This is a genomic window from Burkholderia sp. AU6039, from assembly GCF_002223365.1.
Lineage (GTDB): Bacteria > Pseudomonadota > Gammaproteobacteria > Burkholderiales > Burkholderiaceae > Burkholderia.
The window spans coordinates 236,792-254,318 of the sequence record NZ_NKFK01000007.1; the positions used below are offsets into that span (position 1 = coordinate 236,792).

At 66.3% G+C, this 17,527-nt stretch carries 16 protein-coding genes and 2 pseudogenes; 12 read left to right on the forward strand and 6 right to left on the reverse strand.

The genetic code is table 11. From position 1 onward, the window contains the following. Positions 1 to 10 precede the first annotated feature (10 nt). The 8 genes from CFB39_RS33240 (at position 11) to CFB39_RS33275 (ending at position 7,237) form a co-directional block, all read left to right on the forward strand. Complete coding sequence (locus tag CFB39_RS33240) at positions 11 to 1,297, forward strand: NAD(P)/FAD-dependent oxidoreductase (RefSeq protein ID WP_373452757.1); 1,287 nt, start codon at positions 11 to 13, stop codon at positions 1,295 to 1,297. Further along, positions 1,294 to 2,148 carry a DUF1365 domain-containing protein gene (locus CFB39_RS33245; protein ID WP_089476141.1) on the forward strand — a complete coding sequence of 285 codons (855 nt, stop codon included), beginning with the start codon at positions 1,294 to 1,296 and terminating at the stop codon, positions 2,146 to 2,148. The genes CFB39_RS33240 and CFB39_RS33245 overlap by 4 nt, the downstream gene beginning before the upstream one ends. After that, on the forward strand, positions 2,145 to 3,362 hold the full coding sequence (locus tag CFB39_RS33250; protein WP_089476142.1) for a cyclopropane-fatty-acyl-phospholipid synthase family protein: 1,218 nt from the start codon (positions 2,145 to 2,147) through the stop codon (positions 3,360 to 3,362). The genes CFB39_RS33245 and CFB39_RS33250 overlap by 4 nt, the downstream gene beginning before the upstream one ends. A gap of 1 nt (position 3,363) precedes the next feature. Then, the gene (locus tag CFB39_RS33255) at positions 3,364 to 3,897 is read left to right on the forward strand and encodes a chalcone isomerase family protein (protein WP_089476143.1); all 534 of its coding nucleotides are present in this window, start codon (positions 3,364 to 3,366) and stop codon (positions 3,895 to 3,897) included. Positions 3,898 to 4,007: 110 nt separating this feature from the next. Continuing rightward, a complete protein-coding gene (locus CFB39_RS33260) occupies positions 4,008 to 4,166 on the forward strand; it encodes a DUF2256 domain-containing protein (protein WP_373452761.1) in 159 nt (52 codons plus the stop codon). 519 nt (positions 4,167 to 4,685) lie between these two features. Next, positions 4,686 to 5,552 carry a hypothetical protein gene (locus tag CFB39_RS33265; RefSeq protein WP_256991510.1) on the forward strand — a complete coding sequence of 289 codons (867 nt, stop codon included), beginning with the start codon at positions 4,686 to 4,688 and terminating at the stop codon, positions 5,550 to 5,552. 133 nt (positions 5,553 to 5,685) lie between these two features. Then, a complete protein-coding gene (gene folE / locus CFB39_RS33270; RefSeq protein ID WP_089444262.1) occupies positions 5,686 to 6,417 on the forward strand; it encodes a GTP cyclohydrolase I in 732 nt (243 codons plus the stop codon). 115 nt (positions 6,418 to 6,532) lie between these two features. Next, positions 6,533 to 7,237: a sigma-70 family RNA polymerase sigma factor gene (locus CFB39_RS33275; protein ID WP_089476146.1), complete on the forward strand. Its 705-nt coding sequence runs from the start codon at positions 6,533 to 6,535 to the stop codon at positions 7,235 to 7,237. 82 nt (positions 7,238 to 7,319) lie between these two features. Here the strand turns inward: CFB39_RS33275 and CFB39_RS40995 are convergent. The 3 genes and pseudogenes from CFB39_RS40995 to CFB39_RS33285 all read right to left on the reverse strand — a co-directional run. Beyond that, positions 7,320 to 7,403: pseudogene (locus CFB39_RS40995) on the reverse strand (succinate dehydrogenase, cytochrome b556 subunit); the annotation flags it as partial. A gap of 55 nt (positions 7,404 to 7,458) precedes the next feature. Further along, positions 7,459 to 7,911 (reverse strand): DUF3429 domain-containing protein, encoded by a 453-nt coding sequence (locus CFB39_RS33280; protein WP_089476147.1) that lies wholly within the window; start codon positions 7,909 to 7,911, stop codon positions 7,459 to 7,461. A 1-nt stretch (position 7,912) separates the two neighbouring features. Next, positions 7,913 to 8,665 carry an SDR family NAD(P)-dependent oxidoreductase gene (locus CFB39_RS33285; RefSeq protein ID WP_089444265.1) on the reverse strand — a complete coding sequence of 251 codons (753 nt, stop codon included), beginning with the start codon at positions 8,663 to 8,665 and terminating at the stop codon, positions 7,913 to 7,915. A gap of 273 nt (positions 8,666 to 8,938) precedes the next feature. Here CFB39_RS33285 and CFB39_RS41205 point away from each other — a divergent pair. Together CFB39_RS41205 and CFB39_RS33290 are read left to right on the forward strand one after the other, a co-directional pair. After that, positions 8,939 to 9,103: pseudogene (locus CFB39_RS41205) on the forward strand (FAD-dependent oxidoreductase); the annotation flags it as partial. A 177-nt stretch (positions 9,104 to 9,280) separates the two neighbouring features. After that, positions 9,281 to 9,952 carry an NAD(P)/FAD-dependent oxidoreductase gene (locus CFB39_RS33290; protein ID WP_306426947.1) on the forward strand — a complete coding sequence of 224 codons (672 nt, stop codon included), beginning with the start codon at positions 9,281 to 9,283 and terminating at the stop codon, positions 9,950 to 9,952. A 25-nt stretch (positions 9,953 to 9,977) separates the two neighbouring features. Here the strand turns inward: CFB39_RS33290 and CFB39_RS33295 are convergent, their stop codons facing one another. After that, positions 9,978 to 11,507, reverse strand: coding sequence for a cryptochrome/photolyase family protein (locus tag CFB39_RS33295; protein WP_089476149.1), 1,530 nt, complete (start codon positions 11,505 to 11,507; stop codon positions 9,978 to 9,980). Between the two features lie 213 nt (positions 11,508 to 11,720). Between CFB39_RS33295 and CFB39_RS33300 the strand changes: the two genes are divergently transcribed. Further along, the gene (locus CFB39_RS33300; RefSeq protein ID WP_089444268.1) at positions 11,721 to 12,692 is read left to right on the forward strand and encodes a MerR family transcriptional regulator; all 972 of its coding nucleotides are present in this window, start codon (positions 11,721 to 11,723) and stop codon (positions 12,690 to 12,692) included. A gap of 84 nt (positions 12,693 to 12,776) precedes the next feature. Here CFB39_RS33300 and CFB39_RS33305 read toward each other — a convergent pair whose 3' ends face one another. Continuing rightward, on the reverse strand, positions 12,777 to 13,736 hold the full coding sequence (locus CFB39_RS33305; protein ID WP_089476150.1) for an alpha/beta hydrolase: 960 nt from the start codon (positions 13,734 to 13,736) through the stop codon (positions 12,777 to 12,779). A 354-nt stretch (positions 13,737 to 14,090) separates the two neighbouring features. Here CFB39_RS33305 and CFB39_RS33310 point away from each other — a divergent pair, with 354 nt between their 5' ends. Continuing rightward, a complete protein-coding gene (locus CFB39_RS33310) occupies positions 14,091 to 14,708 on the forward strand; it encodes a DUF2878 domain-containing protein (protein WP_089476151.1) in 618 nt (205 codons plus the stop codon). A 198-nt stretch (positions 14,709 to 14,906) separates the two neighbouring features. Here the strand turns inward: CFB39_RS33310 and CFB39_RS33315 are convergent, their stop codons facing one another. After that, a complete protein-coding gene (locus tag CFB39_RS33315) occupies positions 14,907 to 17,477 on the reverse strand; it encodes an alpha-L-rhamnosidase C-terminal domain-containing protein (RefSeq protein WP_089476152.1) in 2,571 nt (856 codons plus the stop codon). Positions 17,478 to 17,527 lie beyond the last annotated feature (50 nt).

Here is a 17,527-nt window from a genome sequence, read left to right on the forward strand (position 1 = left end):
GGAACTTTCAATGTCGCGGCCCGGCCGGCGGATCGCCGTCGTCGGCGCCGGCATCGCGGGCCTGGCCAGCGCGTACTTGCTGGCCCGCCGTCACCGCGTGACGCTGTTCGAGGCCGCCGACTATCTCGGCGGTCACACGCACACGGTCGACGTCGATCTCGACGGCGCGCGCCACCCCGTCGACACGGGCTTCCTCGTGTTCAACGACCGGACCTATCCGAACCTGGTCGCGCTGTTCGACGAACTGGGCGTGGCCGCCCATTCGACCGACATGTCGTTTTCGGTTTCGGTCGACGGCGGCCGGCTCGAATGGGCCGGCAGCAACCTGAACACGGTGTTCGCGCAACGCCGCAACCTGTTCTCGCCGACCTTTCTCGGGATGTTGCGCGACATCCTGCGCTTCAACGCGTCCGCGCACGATCACCTCGAATCGGCGAACCGGCAGCGCCTTTCGGTCGGGGAACTGCTCACGGCCGGCGGCTACGGCGCATCGTTCCAGCATCACTACCTGCTGCCGATGGCGGCCGCGATCTGGTCGAGCGCGGCCAACGACATCCTGCGGTTTCCGGCGGCGACGTTCCTGCGCTTCTGCCTGAATCACGCGTTGTTGCAGGTCAACAACCGGCCGACCTGGCGCACCGTCGCGGGCGGCGCGCGGCAGTACGTCGAGCGCATCGCCGCGACGCTCGACGACGTGCGGGTGAATACGCCGGTGCGCGCGATACGGCGCGACGACGCGGGCGTGACGGTGGCGACCGATGCAGCCGGTCCCGAGCGTTACGACGCGGTCGTGCTCGCGTGCCATGCGCCGACCAGCCTGCGGCTGCTCGCGGATGCGAGCAAGGCCGAGCGCGACGTGCTCGGCGCCGTGCGCTACCAGCACAACGTCGCGGTGCTTCATACCGATACGGCGTTGCTGCCGCGCCGGCGGCGCGTGTGGTCGGCGTGGAACTACCTGGGCGGTCGGCCGAGGCGCACGGGCGGCGAATCGCCCGTGTGCGTGAGCTACCTGCTCAACCAGTTGCAGCCGCTGCCGTTCCGCTCGCCGGTCGTCGTCACGTTGAATCCGGTCGACGAGCCCGCGCCCGACACCCTGCTCGGCCGCTACGATTACGCGCACCCGCTGCTCGACCTCGCGGCCGTGGATGCACAGCATCGTCTGCCGATGCTGCAGGGGCGGCGCAATACGTGGTATGCGGGAGCGTGGACAGGCTACGGGTTCCATGAGGATGGACTGAAATCGGCGTTGCGCGTCGCCCGCAGCTTCGGCGTCGCGCCGTCCTGGGCGCGCCCATGAACGCGCCCTTTGCCCGCGACGGCATGGCCGCCCGGCTGCTCGTCGGCACCGTGATGCATGAACGGTTGCGGCCGGTGCGCCATGCGTTCGCGTACCCGATATTCCAGGTCTGCTGCGACGTCGAGCGGCTGGACGAGATCGACACCGGCTGGTTCGGCATCGATCGCCGGGCCCCGCTCGCGCTCGCTTCCCGCGACTACGGCCCGCGCGACGGTCGCGCGCTCGGCCCGTGGATGCGCGAGGTCCTCGCGCGCGCCGGCATTCCCGCCGACGGCCCGATCTGGCTGCAGACGATCCCGCGCGTCTTCGGCTACGCATTCAATCCGGTGAGCTTCTGGTACTGCTACGACCGCGCGGGCCGGCTGCGCGCGCTGTACGCCGATGTGCGCAACACGTTCGGTGCGCACCACGGCTACCTGCTCAGCGCGATGCGTCATGCGCCGATCGACGCCGACACCGTGCTGGTCTGCCGCAAGACGTTTCATGTCTCGCCGTTTTGCGACATCGTCGGCGATTACGCGTTTCGCGTGCGTCAGTGCGGCGACCATCTGAGCGTGGCGATCGACTATCGCGACGACGACGGTCTGCTGCTGCGCACGGCGATCGGCATGCGGTCCGCGCCGCTGACGGCGGCACGCGCATGGCGCGCGCTGGCCCGGCAGCCGCTGAACGCGATCAACGTCGTCATTCGCATTCATTGGCAAGCGCTGCGGCTGTGGCTCGCGCGCGTGCCGTTCCACGGCAAGACGCCCCCCGGCCGTTCCGCCGCTGCCGATTCGCCATTGTCCCGTTCGCCGGGCGCGTCGCCACGCGGCCGCTCGGCGATGTCCGATCACGAGGCTCGACCATGACCTTGCTGCGCCTGCTGTCTTCCGCCTCGCAACCGGCGATGCCGCTCTCCGCCCGGTTGTTCATCGCGCTGCTCCGGCAAATCCACGACGGTCACCTGACGCTCGTGACGCCCGAAGGCGCGCAGCATGTGTTCGGCGATCCGCACCGCCAGCCGGCCGCGACTTTGCAAGTCCGCGACTGGCGAGCGTGCCGTGCGATCCTGCGCGCGGGCGACATCGGATTCGCGGAAGCGTATCGCGCCGGCTGGATCGACACGCCCGAGCTCGTCGCGCTGCTGCGCCTCGCGATCCGCAACCAGCCGGTGATCGCGAAGACGGTGACCGGCGGCCGCCTGGCACGCCTCTGGTACGCGCTGCGTCACCGGCTGAGGATGAATACGCGGGCCGGCAGCCGCCGCAACATCCACGCGCACTACGATCTCGGCAACGACTTTTACGGATTGTGGCTCGACGACACGTGGACGTATTCGAGCGCATGCTTCGACGGCGACGCGCAGCGTTCGCTCGCCGACGCGCAAACGGCGAAGTATCAGCGCATCGTCGATTCGCTCGGCCTGCGCGCCGGCATGCGCGTGCTCGAGATCGGCTGCGGCTGGGGCGGGTTCGCCGCGCATGCCGCACGGCAAGGCATCCGTGTGCATGGCGTCACCGTCTCGCAGGCGCAATACGCGCTGGCCCGCGAGCGCATGGCGCGCGACGGGCTGTCCGATCGCGTCACGCTCGAATTGCGCGACTATCGCGACGTCGACGGCCAATACGACGCGATCGTGTCGATCGAGATGTTCGAGGCCGTGGGCGAGACGTTCTGGCCGGTGTACTTCGATACGCTCAGGCAGCGCCTGAAGCCCGGTGCTCGCGCGCTGATTCAGTCGATCACGATCATCGAGTCGCTATTCGACGCGTATCGCACGTCGAGCGACTTCATTCGCGAGTTCATCTTTCCCGGCGGGATGCTGCCGAGCCCGGCGCGTTTCGTCGATGCCGCGCGGCGGGCCGGCCTGGCCGCCGAACCGGTGTTCGCGTTCGGTGACGACTACGCGCGCACGCTCCGCACCTGGCGCGCCGCGTTCGAGGCGCGCATCGACTCGGTGCGCGCGCAACGGTTCGACGAGACGTTCATTCGCACCTGGCGCCTCTATCTCGCCTATTGCGAAGCGGGATTTGCCGAGCGGCGGACCGACGTGATGCATTTCATCGTGTCGTCGGGCGGCTGACATGAGGTGCCGGCTTGCGATGCTCGCCGCGGCCGTGGCTGCCGCGCTGGCTGCCCCGTTGTCCGCCGGCGCGAGCTGCGTCGACGACATCGCATCGGCCCGACTGATCGGATCCGGCCGGTTCTGCATCCTGGGCATCTGTCTGTACGACGCCGAGCTGTGGGCGCCCCGGCCGCCGGGCGCGTTCGACACGCCGTTTGCGTTGTCGCTGGCCTACCGTCATGACGTGAAAGGCGAGCGGCTCGTCTCGACGGGCATGGACGAGATCGAGCGCCTCGCACCCGCGCCATTGCCGGCCGCGACGCTCGATGCATGGCGCCGCGATATCGAACGGGCGTTCACTGACGTATCGCGCGGCGACGTGCTGTGCGGCGTGTATGTGCCCGAGCACGGCGCACGTTTCTACACCAACGGCCGCCTCACGGCCGACGTGACCGACCCGGCGTTCGCGCGCGCCTTCTTCGCGATCTGGCTCGACCCGCGCACGCGGGCAAAGTCGTTGCGCCGTCAGTTGCTGGGCGACGATGCGCGCTGAGTCGACGGTGAGCGATGGCGACGGGTCCGGTGTATCGACGCGGCAACGTCGCTCGGCCGGGCAGTTCGTCAGAGATCCGTCTCGATGCGTGATTCGCCATGGTCGACAAGATGCACTTGCCTGAGAAGATCTGCGAGACCTGCGGCTTGCCTTTCAGCTGGAGAAAGAAATGGAAAGCCGCTTGGGACGAAGTCCGATATTGCTCGGAGCGTTGCCGTCGGAATCGGCGGCCGCCTGCCCGCATGAAGACAAACGCTGCGCGTCGTTGACTTCGCATTGGTGAGCCGGTCGCGAGCGGCGCGCGGGCCTGGATAGCGCTTCGCTTGAGCCGAGAACGGAATGCTCGCCCCTGTTTCGGGCAACCGGGATCGATCGGCACCGGTGCGCGCAGGCGCGCTCGCGAGAGAGCGCCCCCTTCCTCGCGGCCGTCTGGATTGCTGCATGCCCGGTTGCCTTCAGACGGCTCACTCCGCCCTGTCCAGTTGCCCGACGCCTGCGTAAACGCCCGGCCATGTTCGTTGGCGCGAACGGCCGCGGGCCGGATCCCATAGCATCGACTCACAAATGCGAGACACGATCGATTCATGCATCGAAATCGCACGCCTTCCGGCGTACTTCCCGGCCCATCTTGACCCACCCTGACCACCATCCCATTGACCCTGAAAGTCGTTTCGCATGCACCAAAGACACGCAAGACGCTTATAAAAATGAGCGTTTCCGTGCTGAAAACGCAATCTCCCGATACCGAAGCGGTAGTTGACGCATAAACTTCCGGTACAAATTATTTCATGAATCACTTTTCCGCTTCACTTTCCGGAAAATTTGCATACAATCCAGCTGTGACGCATGAATCGACCGAGGGAGGCCCCGTGCCAACACGCAATCACGACATCAAGCCGCGCCGGTTTCCGGCGTGTCCGGCTTCATTGGTGGTGCGCGTGTCCGTCGCCCCGGCACGCAGCCCGTCACACCACGCCGGTGCGGCGCCCGACCGGCCGATTGCAGCGCGCTTGCGGGTCGCCGCGCAACAGCGCGGCCAACGCTGCCGGCACCGCTCGCCACAGCTGACCGACCGGTGCGCAGGCGCCAGCCCGAATGGCGCACTGCCCGAACGGCAATCGAACCCCGTCGCGGCTCGTGCATGTCCGACGCTGCTCGTCACCGGCGGCCTGACCGCCTCCGACGAAACGATCGAGCAAGCCGGCCTGCACGTCAGCGAGCGCGTCGAATCGGTGTCGCGGGCGCTACGACAGCCCGGCCAGGCCGTCGACGCCTTGATCGCCGAGGTTTCGTCGTTGCAGATGAATCTGGCGATTCAATTCGTGTCGCTGGCACAGGCGCGCCGTGTCCGCGCGGCCGCGATCATCTATGAGTACGGCAGCGTGCAGGCCCTCGCGTTGATCCGCCTGGCAGGGTTCCACCTGTTTCGCTCGGTGGGCGGGCGCATCGACCACCCATTCGTCCTGACCACGTTGCAACAATCTGCCGCCGTCATGCTCGCAGCCACGCCGACAGCGAACGACCCCATGGCGCGGTTCCGCCGGGACGTCGGCGGCTGGGCCCCGGCAACGCCAGTGGGTCCGTCGTGCGGGATCCGGGCCGGATCTCCGGTGACGTTGCCGGACCGCCATGCACGCCCGCGCGCGCGCAGGTGAGCGTCATCCGGTCGACGCGTCGCCGAAATAGCGGCGGCGTTCGCCCGATTTTTACGCAACGAATACAGGCAAACCATCGCATCGCCTCAGTCGCGATCCATCGCATCCCCCTAACCTCGAGAAACGAACCGAAATGGGCAATCTGATCGACGCTCCCGAGCACACCTTGACTGCGATCGACGAGGGCATTCCTCTGTCGCACATCATCCGTCGTCGGCTCGAGAACGCGGGCGCGCGCTTCCATGCAAACGACAACATCGCCGCGCACCTGCGCGACGGGGAGCTGGATGCTCTGCAGAACGAAGTGGCGCAGGGAATGGAAGCCGTGCTGCGCTCGCTCGTGATCGATGTCGACAACGACCACAACACGCGGGAAACCGCGCGGCGCGTCGCGAAGATGTTCATCCGCGAAGTGTTCGCGGGCCGCTACGACGCGGCGCCGGCCGTCACCGAATTCCCGAACGTCGAGCGGCTGGACGAGCTGCTGATCGTCGGGCCGCTGCGCGTGCGCAGTGCCTGCTCGCATCATCTTTGCCCGATCATGGGCCGCATCTGGATTGGCGTGCTGCCGAGCGCCGCGTCGAATCTGATCGGCCTGTCGAAGTACGGAAGGCTGGTGAACTGGGTCATGACGCGCCCGCAGATCCAGGAAGAAGCGGTCAAGCAGATCGCCGACCTCCTCGAATCGCGTATCTCGCCCGATGGGCTTGCCGTCGTACTCGAGGCCGAGCACTTCTGCATGCATTGGCGCGGCACCAAGGACGACCAGGCAAAAATGACCAACAGCGTGATGCGCGGGAAATTTCTCGCGGATGCATCGCTTCGCCGGGAGTTTCTCGCGTTGTTGTCCGGAAAGCATGCGTAAAGCGCGCGACAGGCAATCGCGACGCATGGGCCGGCACCGTGCCCGGCCATGCGCCGCGCCGCTCGTCAGCGCGTGCGCGTAACAGCAGGAAGCGCAACGCCATACGGAGTTCCCGATGAACTGTTCGCACGACTCACTCCGCCCGTCTTCCGGCCAGGGTCGATCGACGCCGCCGCATTCAGGCAGGCAGCCGCGCCGGGGCGCGTCCCGCGCGCGGTCGCGCCCCGGCGGCAGAACCGAACTCACCGCCGATGCGGTCGTTCAGCACAACGAAGCACCCGACGCGCACGCGGAGCTCAACCAATTGCTGGCGCGCGTCGCCGCCGGCGACGAGCACGCGTTCGCGCAGCTGTATCGATTGACGGCGGCGCGGCTGTACGGCGCGATCGTCCGCATGATCCGCGACCGCCACGAAGCGGAAGACCTGCTTCAGGACGTGTTCACGACGGCGTGGCGTCGCGCCGATTCATTCGACGCCGGACGCGGCACGGCGATGACATGGCTGATGACGCTCGCACGCAATCGGACCATCGACCGGATCCGACAGCACCGCGAGCTTCCGCTCGACGACGAACTGGCGCTGTCGATCCCCGACGAAAACCCGACGCCCGATCTCGGTGCGCAGGCGAGCCAGGAGCACCTGCGTCTGGAGCGCGGGCTCGCACATCTGGGCGAGCGGCAGGCGTATGTGCTGCGGGAAGCGTTTCATGGCGGCGCGTCGTACGCGGAGCTGGCCGAACGCATGCAGGTGCCGCTCGGCACGATGAAGAGCTGGATTCGCCGCAGCCTGATGCGACTCAAGGTGTATCTCGAGCAATGAGCGCGCGAATCGCTTCGCGGTTCGATCGCGCTGCGCGGGTCGGTCCGCGCGGCCGTTGAATCGGCATGGGCTGCGGTGGCGGCAGCGCGCCGCCGGCTCGATGGAGAAGCGGCAGCATCGCGACCGCAGGCCCGCGATATTTCATCGTGACGTCGCCCAATCCGATGTTCCGGCACTCGGGTCGGCGAGCTGCTCGAAACGTCGTGACGGCAGAACCCGGATCACCCGATCATCGAAGGCGTGGCGGCGAGCAGCGAGAGACCTGCCACAGTCGTCAACAGGCACCGCAACGCGAAATACCAGGCCGGAATGAAATCCTTGCTCCACAGGACGCCGTCGACGGCCGCGCAGGCGACGAGCACGATCGCCATTCCCGTGAGCCGTGCGCCGACGCCCGGCATCATGAGCACGGCCCACGCCAACAATGCGGGAATCACGCTCCACCCGTAGAGAATTCGCTGGCGGGGCGGCGATTCGGGTGCGCGCAGCGCGACACCCCAATGCACGGCGCCGACGAACGACGCGATACACGCGGCGTAGTTCAGCAGCGCGCGCACGTAATCGTCATGGGCAGCCGACGCGTGGACACTCAGCCACGACAGCGCGACGAACGGCGCCAGCCCGGCCAGTGCCAACGCTGCGGGAACGCGATAACGATGCAGCGCCGCACGCATGTCATGACCTCGGCGGAACGATCAGCGCGCCCTGGCCGCCATCGACGCCGAATTGCTGGCCGGTCACCCATGACGCATCGGCGCTCAACAGGAACGCCGCAAGCGCGGCGGGATCGTCGCCGACGCCGAGTCGTCCGAGCGGATTGGCGTCCGCGAAGCGCTTCGCGACCTGCGGCGCACTCGTCAGACGCGCGGACATCGCCGAGACGATCAGGCCGGGATGAATGCAGTTGACGCGAATCCCGCGCGCCGCGTAGGTGGCGGCCGCCACCAGCGCGAGCGCGCCAACCGCGGCTTTCGCGCTGGCGATGGCTTCATGGTTCGGGAACCCGGTTCTCGACGCGACACTGCCGAACAGCACCGCACTGCCCCCGGCCTGAGCGGCGAGCAACACGCGCACGAACGCGCGCAATGCGTTCCATGCCGAGAAGTAATTCGCCGCGAACGCGTCGTATAGTTCGGAATCCGAAGTCGAATGCATCGGCTTGACGACGATCGAGCCGACGCAATGCGCGAGCCCGTCCGGCACGCCGAATCGCTCGATGCCTGCCTCGAGCGCCCGATCGAGCGCCACCGCGTCAGTCGCGTCGGCGGGCGCAACGACCACGCGCTCGCGCGACATCGTGTCGGCAAGGGCGCTGAGACTGTCGGCGTGTCGGGCGGTGAGCACCATTGAAACGCCCTTGGCGTCCAGCCGCCGCGCAAGTGCGCTGCCGACGGCCCCCGTTGCCCCGCAGATCCAGACAAAAGCCATGGTGACTCCTGTTTGCAAGCACCCTGCGCGCACCGCGCTTGACGACCGCCGCAAGATGCGCGGCGCGGGCCGCGCCGTGCCATTCGTTTATGAGTTCTATTCTATGCCATCCCTCACCATGATGAAGCGATATTTCGACTCATGTTTATAAAATGAGTCACGATATACGTGTCGCTCGGCTCAAATGTAGTCCTCATATGCCGAACATGACGTAGAATCCGATATAAGCGCGAGGAATTTGCGCAACATTCTGCATTTTTTAAGACGAATCAGATGACCTCATTTTCCGATTCACGCGCCCGCATCGCGATCGTCGGCGCGGGAATCGCCGGGCTGGCCTGCGCGCGCGTCCTTGCCGATGCGGGCCATCGAGTGACGGTGTACGAGAAAAGCCGTGGCGTCGGCGGGCGAATGAGTACGCGCCGCGCGGACGGCTGGCAAGCCGATCACGGCGCGCAGTATTTCACCGCGCAACATCCGGCATTCGTCGCCGAAATATCGCGATGGGTCGCCGGCGGCGCAGCCGCCCCGTGGGCCGCGCGCGTCGCATCGATCGGCTCGGCCTGGCCACGGGCACTGCTCGCGCCAGCTCAGCGATATGTCGGCGTGCCGGGCATGACTGCACCGGCTCGGCACCTGTCGGCGGGAATCGAAACGGTGCCCGAGACGACGATCACGGCGTTGATGCGAGACGAACATGGCTGGCGACTGATCTCGGCCGAGCATGGTGCGCTGGACGCGCATCACGACGTCGTCATCGTGGCGGTGCCGGCGCCGCAGGCCGTCCCGCTCCTGCGGCGCGCCGAGCCGGGTCTCGCTGTGATTGCCCAGCGTACCGGGATGCGCCCGGCCTGGGCCGTGATCGCGCAGTGCGGCCGTTTGCCGGACCCGGGATTCGACGCCGCATTCGTCAATTCCGGCCCGCTTGGCTGGATCGCCCACGACACGTCCAAGCCCGGGCGCACCGGCGCGAGCACGTGGGTGCTGCACGCGACGCCCGACTGGAGCCAGGCTCACCTCGAGGCGCCGCCCGAGCAGATAACGCGCACGCTGCTGGACGCCTTTCGAGACATCGTGGGCGCCACCGCCGACACGGCAACCGCCCATCGCTGGCGCTATGCCGAGCCGGCGCCGTCGTCGGTCGCGACGCCCGGCCGCTTTGCGTGGCGGGCAGGCCCGCGCATCGGACTGTGCGGCGACTGGCTGGGCGGCGGCAAGATCGAAGGCGCGTGGCTCAGCGGCACCGGCCTCGGCGGCGCGGTGGCCGACACCCTGATCACGCACTGAACGGCGGCGGCCGATGCGGAACGGCCTACAGCGAGTCGATATTCCGCACCACGCTGTCCGCCTGCATGCGAATCGCTTCGAGCGCCTCGTCATCAAAGCGCGCGAGCTGCCGATAGACCATCCCAAGCCGGTGGTTGTGCTGCAGCGCGCCGCGGTGCCGGTCGAAAAAGTCCCAATACAGCGCGTTGAACGGGCATGCGCGCGCGCCGGTTCGGGCATGGCGGTCGTACGCGCAACCCTTGCAGTAATTGCTCATCCGATGGATGTACGCGGCGCTGGAAACGTAGGGCTTGGTCGCCATTGCCCCGCCGTCGGCGTATTGACTCATGCCGAGCGTGTTCGGCATCTCGACCCATTCGAACGCATCGATATAGACACCGAGATACCATTCATGCACCTCGTGCGGATCCAGCCCGGCCAGCAGCGCAAAGTTGCCGATCACCATCAGCCGCTGGATATGGTGCGCATGCGCGTCTTCGAGCGACTGCCGCAGCGCATGCGACATGCAGGCCATGCGCGTACGGCCATCCCAGAACCAATGCGGCAACGGGCGGCGATGATCGAACGCATTGCTGTTTTCATAGCCCGGCATGCGTGCCCAGTACACGCCTCGCACGAACTCGCGCCAGCCCAGGATCTGCCGGATGAACCCTTCGACCGCGGCAAGCGGCGCCGCATCGCTGCGATACGCGTGCTCGGCTCGCGCGACGACTTCGCGCGGATTCAGCATTTTCACATTGAGCGCGAACGACAGCATCGAGTGGAACAGGCGCCGCGCGCTCCCGTGCATCGCGTCCTGGAACTGCCCGAAAAACGGTAGCGCATCCCGGATGAAGGCGTCGAGGCAGGCGAGCGCTTCGGCTCGATCGACGGGCCAGCGGAAGTCGCCGGCCGACGGCTCCCCGAAGCTGCGCACGCCCGCCGCAACGATCTGTTGCCACAGCGCGCGATGATCGTGATGCGGACGCCAGTCGGCCGGTTCCGCGGGCGAGCCGGACCACGCCTGGCGGTTCTCGGCATCGTAGTTCCACTGCCCGCCTGCCGGCCGCCCGTCCCCGTCGAGCAAGACGCGATGCCGCACGCGCATGCTCCGGTAGAAGCGATCCATGATCCATGATCGGCCCGCTCCGAGCACCTGCGCGACCTCGTCGCGCGTCGTATGGAAATGACCGGTATCGACCGCGCGTACCGGCACGCTCGCCGCGGCCGCATAGGCGCTCAGCTGCTGGTCGACCCGCCATTCGTCCGGCAGCAGATACTCGATGCACGCGGCGCCGTGAAGCTCGGCGACACTGTCGAGGTTGGCGGGAATGGCCTGACGATTGAGCGGGTCGTCGATCTCGATGTAGTGCACGCGATGGCCCGCATCGCGCAACAGCGTCGCGAAGCGGCGCATCGCCGCAAAGATGGCAATCAGCTTCTGAGCGTGATGGAGCGTGTAGTCGGTTTCCTGCCGAACTTCCATCAGCACGTAGATCGTTTCGGCCCGGACATCGGAAAACCAATGATGATTCGGGTCCAGCTGATCGCCGAGGACAAACCTTAAAGTCTTCATGGGACGCTTCGCGATTGATGATCGCCGCCTGGGTTGTCGAGACACCTGCATCGCCACTTCGCGGCACCGCTGCGAAGCATTCTAGCCGGCTCGCGCTTCACGAACCACCTTTTCGGACGAAAATCCGCAAATTGAATCACTTTCCTGCTTCGTACTTCACGCAAACTGCGTACAATCCTGAGACAACGGTACGTCAACTTCAGGAGAGCAACGATGCCCCCTCGCAAGGATCGCGATACGCCCCATCGCTATCGCAGCGGCGAGGCCGCGCGCCTGGCTCGCATGCCGGCAGCCACGCTGAGAATCTGGGAACGGCGCTATGGGGTGGTTGCTCCGCCCAAAACGCCGTCCGGCCAACGGATGTACTCGGACGACGACGTCCAGCGAATTCGTTTGCTGAAAACGCTCGTCAATCAGGGCCACGCGATCGGCTCGATCGCCAGCCTGAGCCACGAGGAACTCGAGGCGCTGTCGTTGACGAATACGCGTGACCCGGCGTTTCACGAGGCAAGCGTGAGCCTCGCGGTCGTCGGCGCGCTGTCGATTCCGGAATCCGCGATCGAGCGCATGGGAATCCGGATCGCCGCGCGAATCGACTCGCTCGACGGCGCGAGCGCGCACGCGGATACGCCGGTCGACGCCCTCATCGCGATGACCACGTCGCTCCACGAGGATGTCGTTTCGCAACTCGCTGCCCTGGCGCAACAGCTCAACGCGCACGCCGTGGCCGTCGTATACGGGTTCGGCACGGCAGAGGCGGTCGAGCTGGCGCGTCTGTCGGGGTTCGAGCTGTTCCGGTCGACGGAAGGCCAGACCAACCCGATCGCCATCATGTCGAAACTGGCACAAGCCGTCGTCAAGTCGCGCCAAGCGAATGACGCGGATCGCGGGCTCTGGCTGCGCACCCGGCGACGCTTCGACGATGCGACGCTCGCGTCGCTCAGCGGCCTGTCCACCACCGTCAAATGCGAGTGTCCGCGGCATCTGTCCGAATTGATCATGCAGCTCGGCGCATTCGAGCGATACAGCGACGAATGCGTGTCGCGATCGCCGGCCGATGCGCTGCTGCATCGCCACCTTGGCGACGCCGCGAATCGGGCAGCCGAATTGCTCGAGACGGCGCTGGCCGTCATTCTTCGCGAAGAGGGATTGGGCGGAACGACGCCGGAACTGAAGGCGCTGTAGCGCGGCAAGCGTCGCCGGCCGTTCCGGCCTGCCACGACGACAGGCGGCGATGCGCTTTCGCGTGCAATGCGGGGCTTGCCTCGATCACCGAGCCGAAACGGAAGCGCGAGCCACTGCGGCAGGCGATGTTGGCGGCGTGCTCGTGGTGTCGGCATTCGACGCATTCGCGACGCGATCCACGAACGCGGAGAGATCGTCGAGCACGGGCGCCACGCGTCGCAACGGCGCGCCCAGCACACCGACGATCGATGCATGGCTCACGTTCCCGTAACGCATGACCACGACGGTATCGCCCCTGTCTTGCAGCGCGCGCGCGAAGCGGGTGGTATTGCCGGGCTCGACCACCGTGTCGTTCTCCGCGACGGCCAGCCACATCGGCGGCTCCGTACCCTCGATGAATCGAATGGGCTGGCTCGCGGCGCGCGCTTCCTCCGGAAAGATCCTTTCAAGCGTCGCGTCACGCAGCGGCAGGAAATCATAAGCCCCGGCCAGGCCGATCACGCCAGCGATATCGCTCTTGCGCATCTCCCGTGCCGCAAGATAGTGGCCGTCGGTCGCAAGCAACACGGCAATCTGTGCGCCGGCAGAATGCCCCATCAGAAACAGGCGACGTGGATCGCCGCCGAACGCAACCGCGTGCTCGCGTGCCCACGCCACCGCCTGCGCCGCATCGTCGATGAAACCGGGAAAGGTGGTCGCCGGATACGTCCTGTAGTCGGGTAAGACGGCAACAAAGCCCCGCGACGCGAGCGCCTCGCCCACGAACAGATAGTCGTTGCGTTCGCCGGACTGCCAGCTTCCGCCGTAAAAGAACACGACCACCGGCGCGCCCGCGCTCGCATCGGCCGGCCAGTGACGCAAGACGCGCGTGGGCAAGTAGACGTCGAGCACGTGGCGTTCGCCGGATCCGTACGGGATACCGGCGAACAGGCTGAACGTGTAGCTCGGCGTCAGCGCATTCAGGAGCCGCACCGGGCTACACGCGGCGAGGAGACCGGCCGCGAGCAGCACCGACAGGACGACAAGTCCGGCTTTCATGTTCATGAATATCCCCATCCCCGACGATTCCGGCCGCATCCGCCGCCTTGTATGTCGTTTACGGGGCCTACGCGCAAACGGATGCATGCATCGCACGGCATCCGCCCCCTTAACGACAGCCCGATCTTCCCTGCGCAAGTGCATCCGTCCGCAATGGAGAGCCGTATGTGGAATGGATAAGTGAATCAACGCGGAACGCCGACTATCGCTCCCTGCGTAGCAATCGTGCGGTGGTGGATCCGCTCGTCGACGATAGTGAGAGCCGCCTGCCATGAACGTTCTACCTGCCGCTTTCCCCGCGATGCAACCTCGACCGGGCGGCATGGCGAGCATGCCGTTGCCGATCCCGCACGAACGGTCATGAGAAGCACTCCCAATCAACTGACGTCCAAAACGCAGAATTCTAATGCCGCTCGCCTGTCCATCTATCTCGCGACGACCCAAACAGGATGGCTGGTCTGCGTGATGACGGCCGCAGCGCATCACGCCGCGTGGGGCGTCACGTATGCGCTGATCGCGACAGCCGGCCATCTTCTCTTCGCGCGTCGACCCACATCCGAGGCGCGGATCGTGATCACGGTCACGGTGTTCGGGTGGTTATGGGACAGCGCCGTTGCCCATTCCGGCCTGCTCGTGTACCCGAACGGCGTTTTTCTCGAAGGGACAGCGCCGTACTGGCTCGCGGGGCTGTGGGCGCTGTTCGCGATTCAACTCAATACCGTGCTGCACTGGCTTCGAGCGCGACCGCTCATCTCGGCGCTCGTCGGCGCAATCGCAGGCCCGGCGTCCTTTCGCGCCGGTGCGGCGCTGGGCGCCGTTCATTTCAAGGATCCGGCTGCAGCGCTCGTCGTTATCGCAACCGGCTGGGCGTTCATCTTGCCGGCCGCGCTGGCGATTGCAAGCCATTGGGATGGCGTAGCGGACCATTCTCCTGCGCCAATCGGCGCAGACGACATGAACGACGCCCCTGCCGGATAGAGGCGGGAGCCCCGCAAGCCGGTTTTACCGCCGATCCCGTTCAAATCGCCCACGCACCTTCTCAGGCTACGCACATGACCCACTCCGAATTGCCGTATGAATCCCGCCCCGTCATCGTTTGGTTTCGGGATGACCAACGACTCGGCGACACGCGCGGCACTTTTTCGAAGCGTCACGCGTCCCTGAGCCGATTCCGGCTTAGCCAGGTTTGCCAACCGAAACCCGGTAGCGTCCGGCCGGCAAATTGCCGAGATAAGCGTAGCCGCTCCGACGATTGACGCCCTGCACGCCGCCAAACGACGCGTCGGCTTGCACGGTGCGCCCGTTGACGACCAGCGTACGACGCCCCTCTCCAACCGGAACGCCAATCGCCCCGGTCGTGCCAGGCGGCACGACGACCGTCAGGTCGAAGTCGACTCCCGAAATCCGCCACTCGACATCGATTGCGCCGCAAGGCGTCGGTACCCTCCCGCGCGCCCAGCGCAAGTCGCCCGGCTGGGGTTCGACGAGCCACGACCGGTACCCCGCCGAGAGTGGCCGCACGCCGAGTACGTATTTCGACAATGCCGACGTCGGCCCCGACGACCAGCCGTGCGCGAGGCTTGCGTAGGTATTGCCCGCGTCGGCAGGCGGAACGGGCGTGCCGTCGGGCGCAATCGCTTCCCAGGTCGCACCGCTGTAGTAGGGACTGCCCGAGCGCATATGCCCCCAGACGGTACGAACGATCGACAGTGCGCCCCCCGCATCGCCGGCTTCGAAACGCGCCGCAACGTCGAAACTGGAAACAAACGGGCTGATGAGCTGGCTGAGAAGCGGCGGCGTCCGGTAATCCGGCGAAAATGCGAGCGGCCCGTTGGCCGTGGAAAGCGCAGTGCCCATCTTGCCGAGAATCGGCGCCCACTTGTCCCGCGGCGCAATCCCATAAAGCACCGCCAACGCATTCGCGTCCTGGGCGACCGGACCGCGAATCTGGTCGCTGATGACGTACAGACCGCTACCGGAATCGTAGAGCGTCGCGTTGACCGCCCCGCGCACGCGGGCTGCCTGCGCGTCGTAGTCGCGCTGGGCGCCAAGGTCGCCCACGGCCGCAGCTAGCTTCGCCCCGCCACGGAGCGCACCGTAATACAGGGTGTTGAACTCCGTCACCGTGCCGGTCAATTTCGACGCATCATGCGGGTGCCAGTCCGCCGAATTCGACGCATCCGTCACGATCAGGCCATTCGCATTGGTCAGCCCGCGCAAGTAGTCGAACGAACGGCGAACGGCGGCCCAATGCTTGCGCACGAAATCGAGATCGCCCGTGTACAGGTAGTAGTCGGACAGGGTCGTCAGGAAATAGATCGAATAGGATAGCGAATAATAGTACGCATCGGGCATTGCATCCGCGCTCGCCACGCCGGCCGCAAGTTGCGGCGGAAGATCGCCGGGGAACATGCCATTCGAACGCTGATAGGCGGCAGCCAGCCCCAGGGAACCGGCAACGGCGTCGGTGGCACCGGTCGAGTAGTAAATCGCAGGCGCGCTCACGGCCAGGTCGCCACTCCAGACGTACCGGTCACGCTTCGCACCATCGAGAATTGCGGCAAAGCGGTTCGTTCCCGCGGCGAAGGCATCGAGGACAGCCGGATCCGTCAGCGTCGCATCGAGCAACGTACCCCCGCCCCCGGTAATCTTCAGGTTGCGGAACAGCCCTGCGCTGCCGTCGTATCCCGCGAAGCCGAACGAGCCCGGTGAAGGTATCGGTGCATCGAGCACGAGCCGGTCGTCGACGTAAACCTGCACGGCGCTTCCTGCTACGGTCTTCACGTGATGCCACGTGCCACGCTTGAGTTCGAACGGCAACGCGACCTGGGCCAGCGTGCCCGCCACGAACGGATGCGTGAGCCGAAGCGTATTCGGGGGACCGATTGCATCGTCACTCGCGGCAAGCACCAGCCGGAATCCACCGCTCGGGCTCGCGCCGACCATCCAGCCTGCCTCGTTCTCCAGCACCTGGACGTCGAACTCCGCGGTGTAGCCGGACCACTTCGTCCCGGCCTGGTAGATCGAGAATGTGCTGTCCTTGACGATCAGGCCTTGAGGCGTGACGGTCCAGGTAGACGGCAAGCTGCGTGCCGGAACCGTACCCAGCTCGACCGTGCGCGCACCCAGATCCCAGATCTCGTTCAACGCCGGATCGCTGGACGCGAAATAGCCGGCGCGCCTTTGGGGTGTGGGGACGAGCGGACGGATACCCACGCGAGACAGCGTCACGCTACCCGGCTGAGTCAGCCGAATGACCTGAAAGCGCTCGCCGCCCTGGACCAGGCGACTCACGATCAGCCCTGGGCCGCTCGGCCGATACGTGTTCACGCGCGACAGGCTCACTGCCCCGCCATTGCCGACGAAAGACACGTTGAACTCGGCGCCGTCCGGATAGGAGCCGTCTCCATTCGCGCCGAGGTACTGTTGGGCCTCCGCATAGACCGCCTGCAGCGCGGGACGCCCGGACACCGCGCTGACCGCGAACACCGGCAGACCACCGACTACGCGCCCGTAGTCCAACGTGATGGTCGGCGACGGGCCGCCCGGCGCCATCGTCAAAGTCGTCGAGCCGCCCGTGGTCAGCGCGTCGGCGTTGGCCACGTTACCCACCGTACTCACGACGCGAACCGGACGAATCAACTCGCCATCCGTGGTTTGCGCCATCACGCACGCGGTACCGAATACCCAGACCGACACGGCAACGACCCATCCGCGCACGCCTGGAAACAGCGCCTGTCTGTTCATATTTGCCTGATAGTTCGAAGAGGCTGCGTTGAACGCGCGACCGGCTCGCG

Bases quoted from the DNA above. Each gene is read 5' to 3' on its own strand.
- CFB39_RS33240 (WP_373452757.1), top strand. From the start codon at position 11: ATGTCGCGGCCCGGCCGGCGGATCGCCGTCGTCGGCGCCGGCATCGCG.
- CFB39_RS33245 (WP_089476141.1), top strand. From the start codon at position 1,294: ATGAACGCGCCCTTTGCCCGCGACGGCATGGCCGCCCGGCTGCTCGTC.
- CFB39_RS33250 (WP_089476142.1), top strand. From the start codon at position 2,145: ATGACCTTGCTGCGCCTGCTGTCTTCCGCCTCGCAACCGGCGATGCCG.
- CFB39_RS33255 (WP_089476143.1), top strand. From the start codon at position 3,364: ATGAGGTGCCGGCTTGCGATGCTCGCCGCGGCCGTGGCTGCCGCGCTG.
- CFB39_RS33260 (WP_373452761.1), top strand. From the start codon at position 4,008: ATGCACTTGCCTGAGAAGATCTGCGAGACCTGCGGCTTGCCTTTCAGC.
- CFB39_RS33265 (WP_256991510.1), top strand. From the start codon at position 4,686: ATGAATCACTTTTCCGCTTCACTTTCCGGAAAATTTGCATACAATCCA.
- folE (WP_089444262.1), top strand. From the start codon at position 5,686: ATGGGCAATCTGATCGACGCTCCCGAGCACACCTTGACTGCGATCGAC.
- CFB39_RS33275 (WP_089476146.1), top strand. From the start codon at position 6,533: ATGAACTGTTCGCACGACTCACTCCGCCCGTCTTCCGGCCAGGGTCGA.
- CFB39_RS33280 (WP_089476147.1), bottom strand. From the start codon at position 7,911: ATGCGTGCGGCGCTGCATCGTTATCGCGTTCCCGCAGCGTTGGCACTG.
- CFB39_RS33285 (WP_089444265.1), bottom strand. From the start codon at position 8,665: ATGGCTTTTGTCTGGATCTGCGGGGCAACGGGGGCCGTCGGCAGCGCA.
- CFB39_RS33290 (WP_306426947.1), top strand. From the start codon at position 9,281: ATGACTGCACCGGCTCGGCACCTGTCGGCGGGAATCGAAACGGTGCCC.
- CFB39_RS33295 (WP_089476149.1), bottom strand. From the start codon at position 11,507: ATGAAGACTTTAAGGTTTGTCCTCGGCGATCAGCTGGACCCGAATCAT.
- CFB39_RS33300 (WP_089444268.1), top strand. From the start codon at position 11,721: ATGCCCCCTCGCAAGGATCGCGATACGCCCCATCGCTATCGCAGCGGC.
- CFB39_RS33305 (WP_089476150.1), bottom strand. From the start codon at position 13,736: ATGAACATGAAAGCCGGACTTGTCGTCCTGTCGGTGCTGCTCGCGGCC.
- CFB39_RS33310 (WP_089476151.1), top strand. From the start codon at position 14,091: ATGAGAAGCACTCCCAATCAACTGACGTCCAAAACGCAGAATTCTAAT.
- CFB39_RS33315 (WP_089476152.1), bottom strand. From the start codon at position 17,477: ATGAACAGACAGGCGCTGTTTCCAGGCGTGCGCGGATGGGTCGTTGCC.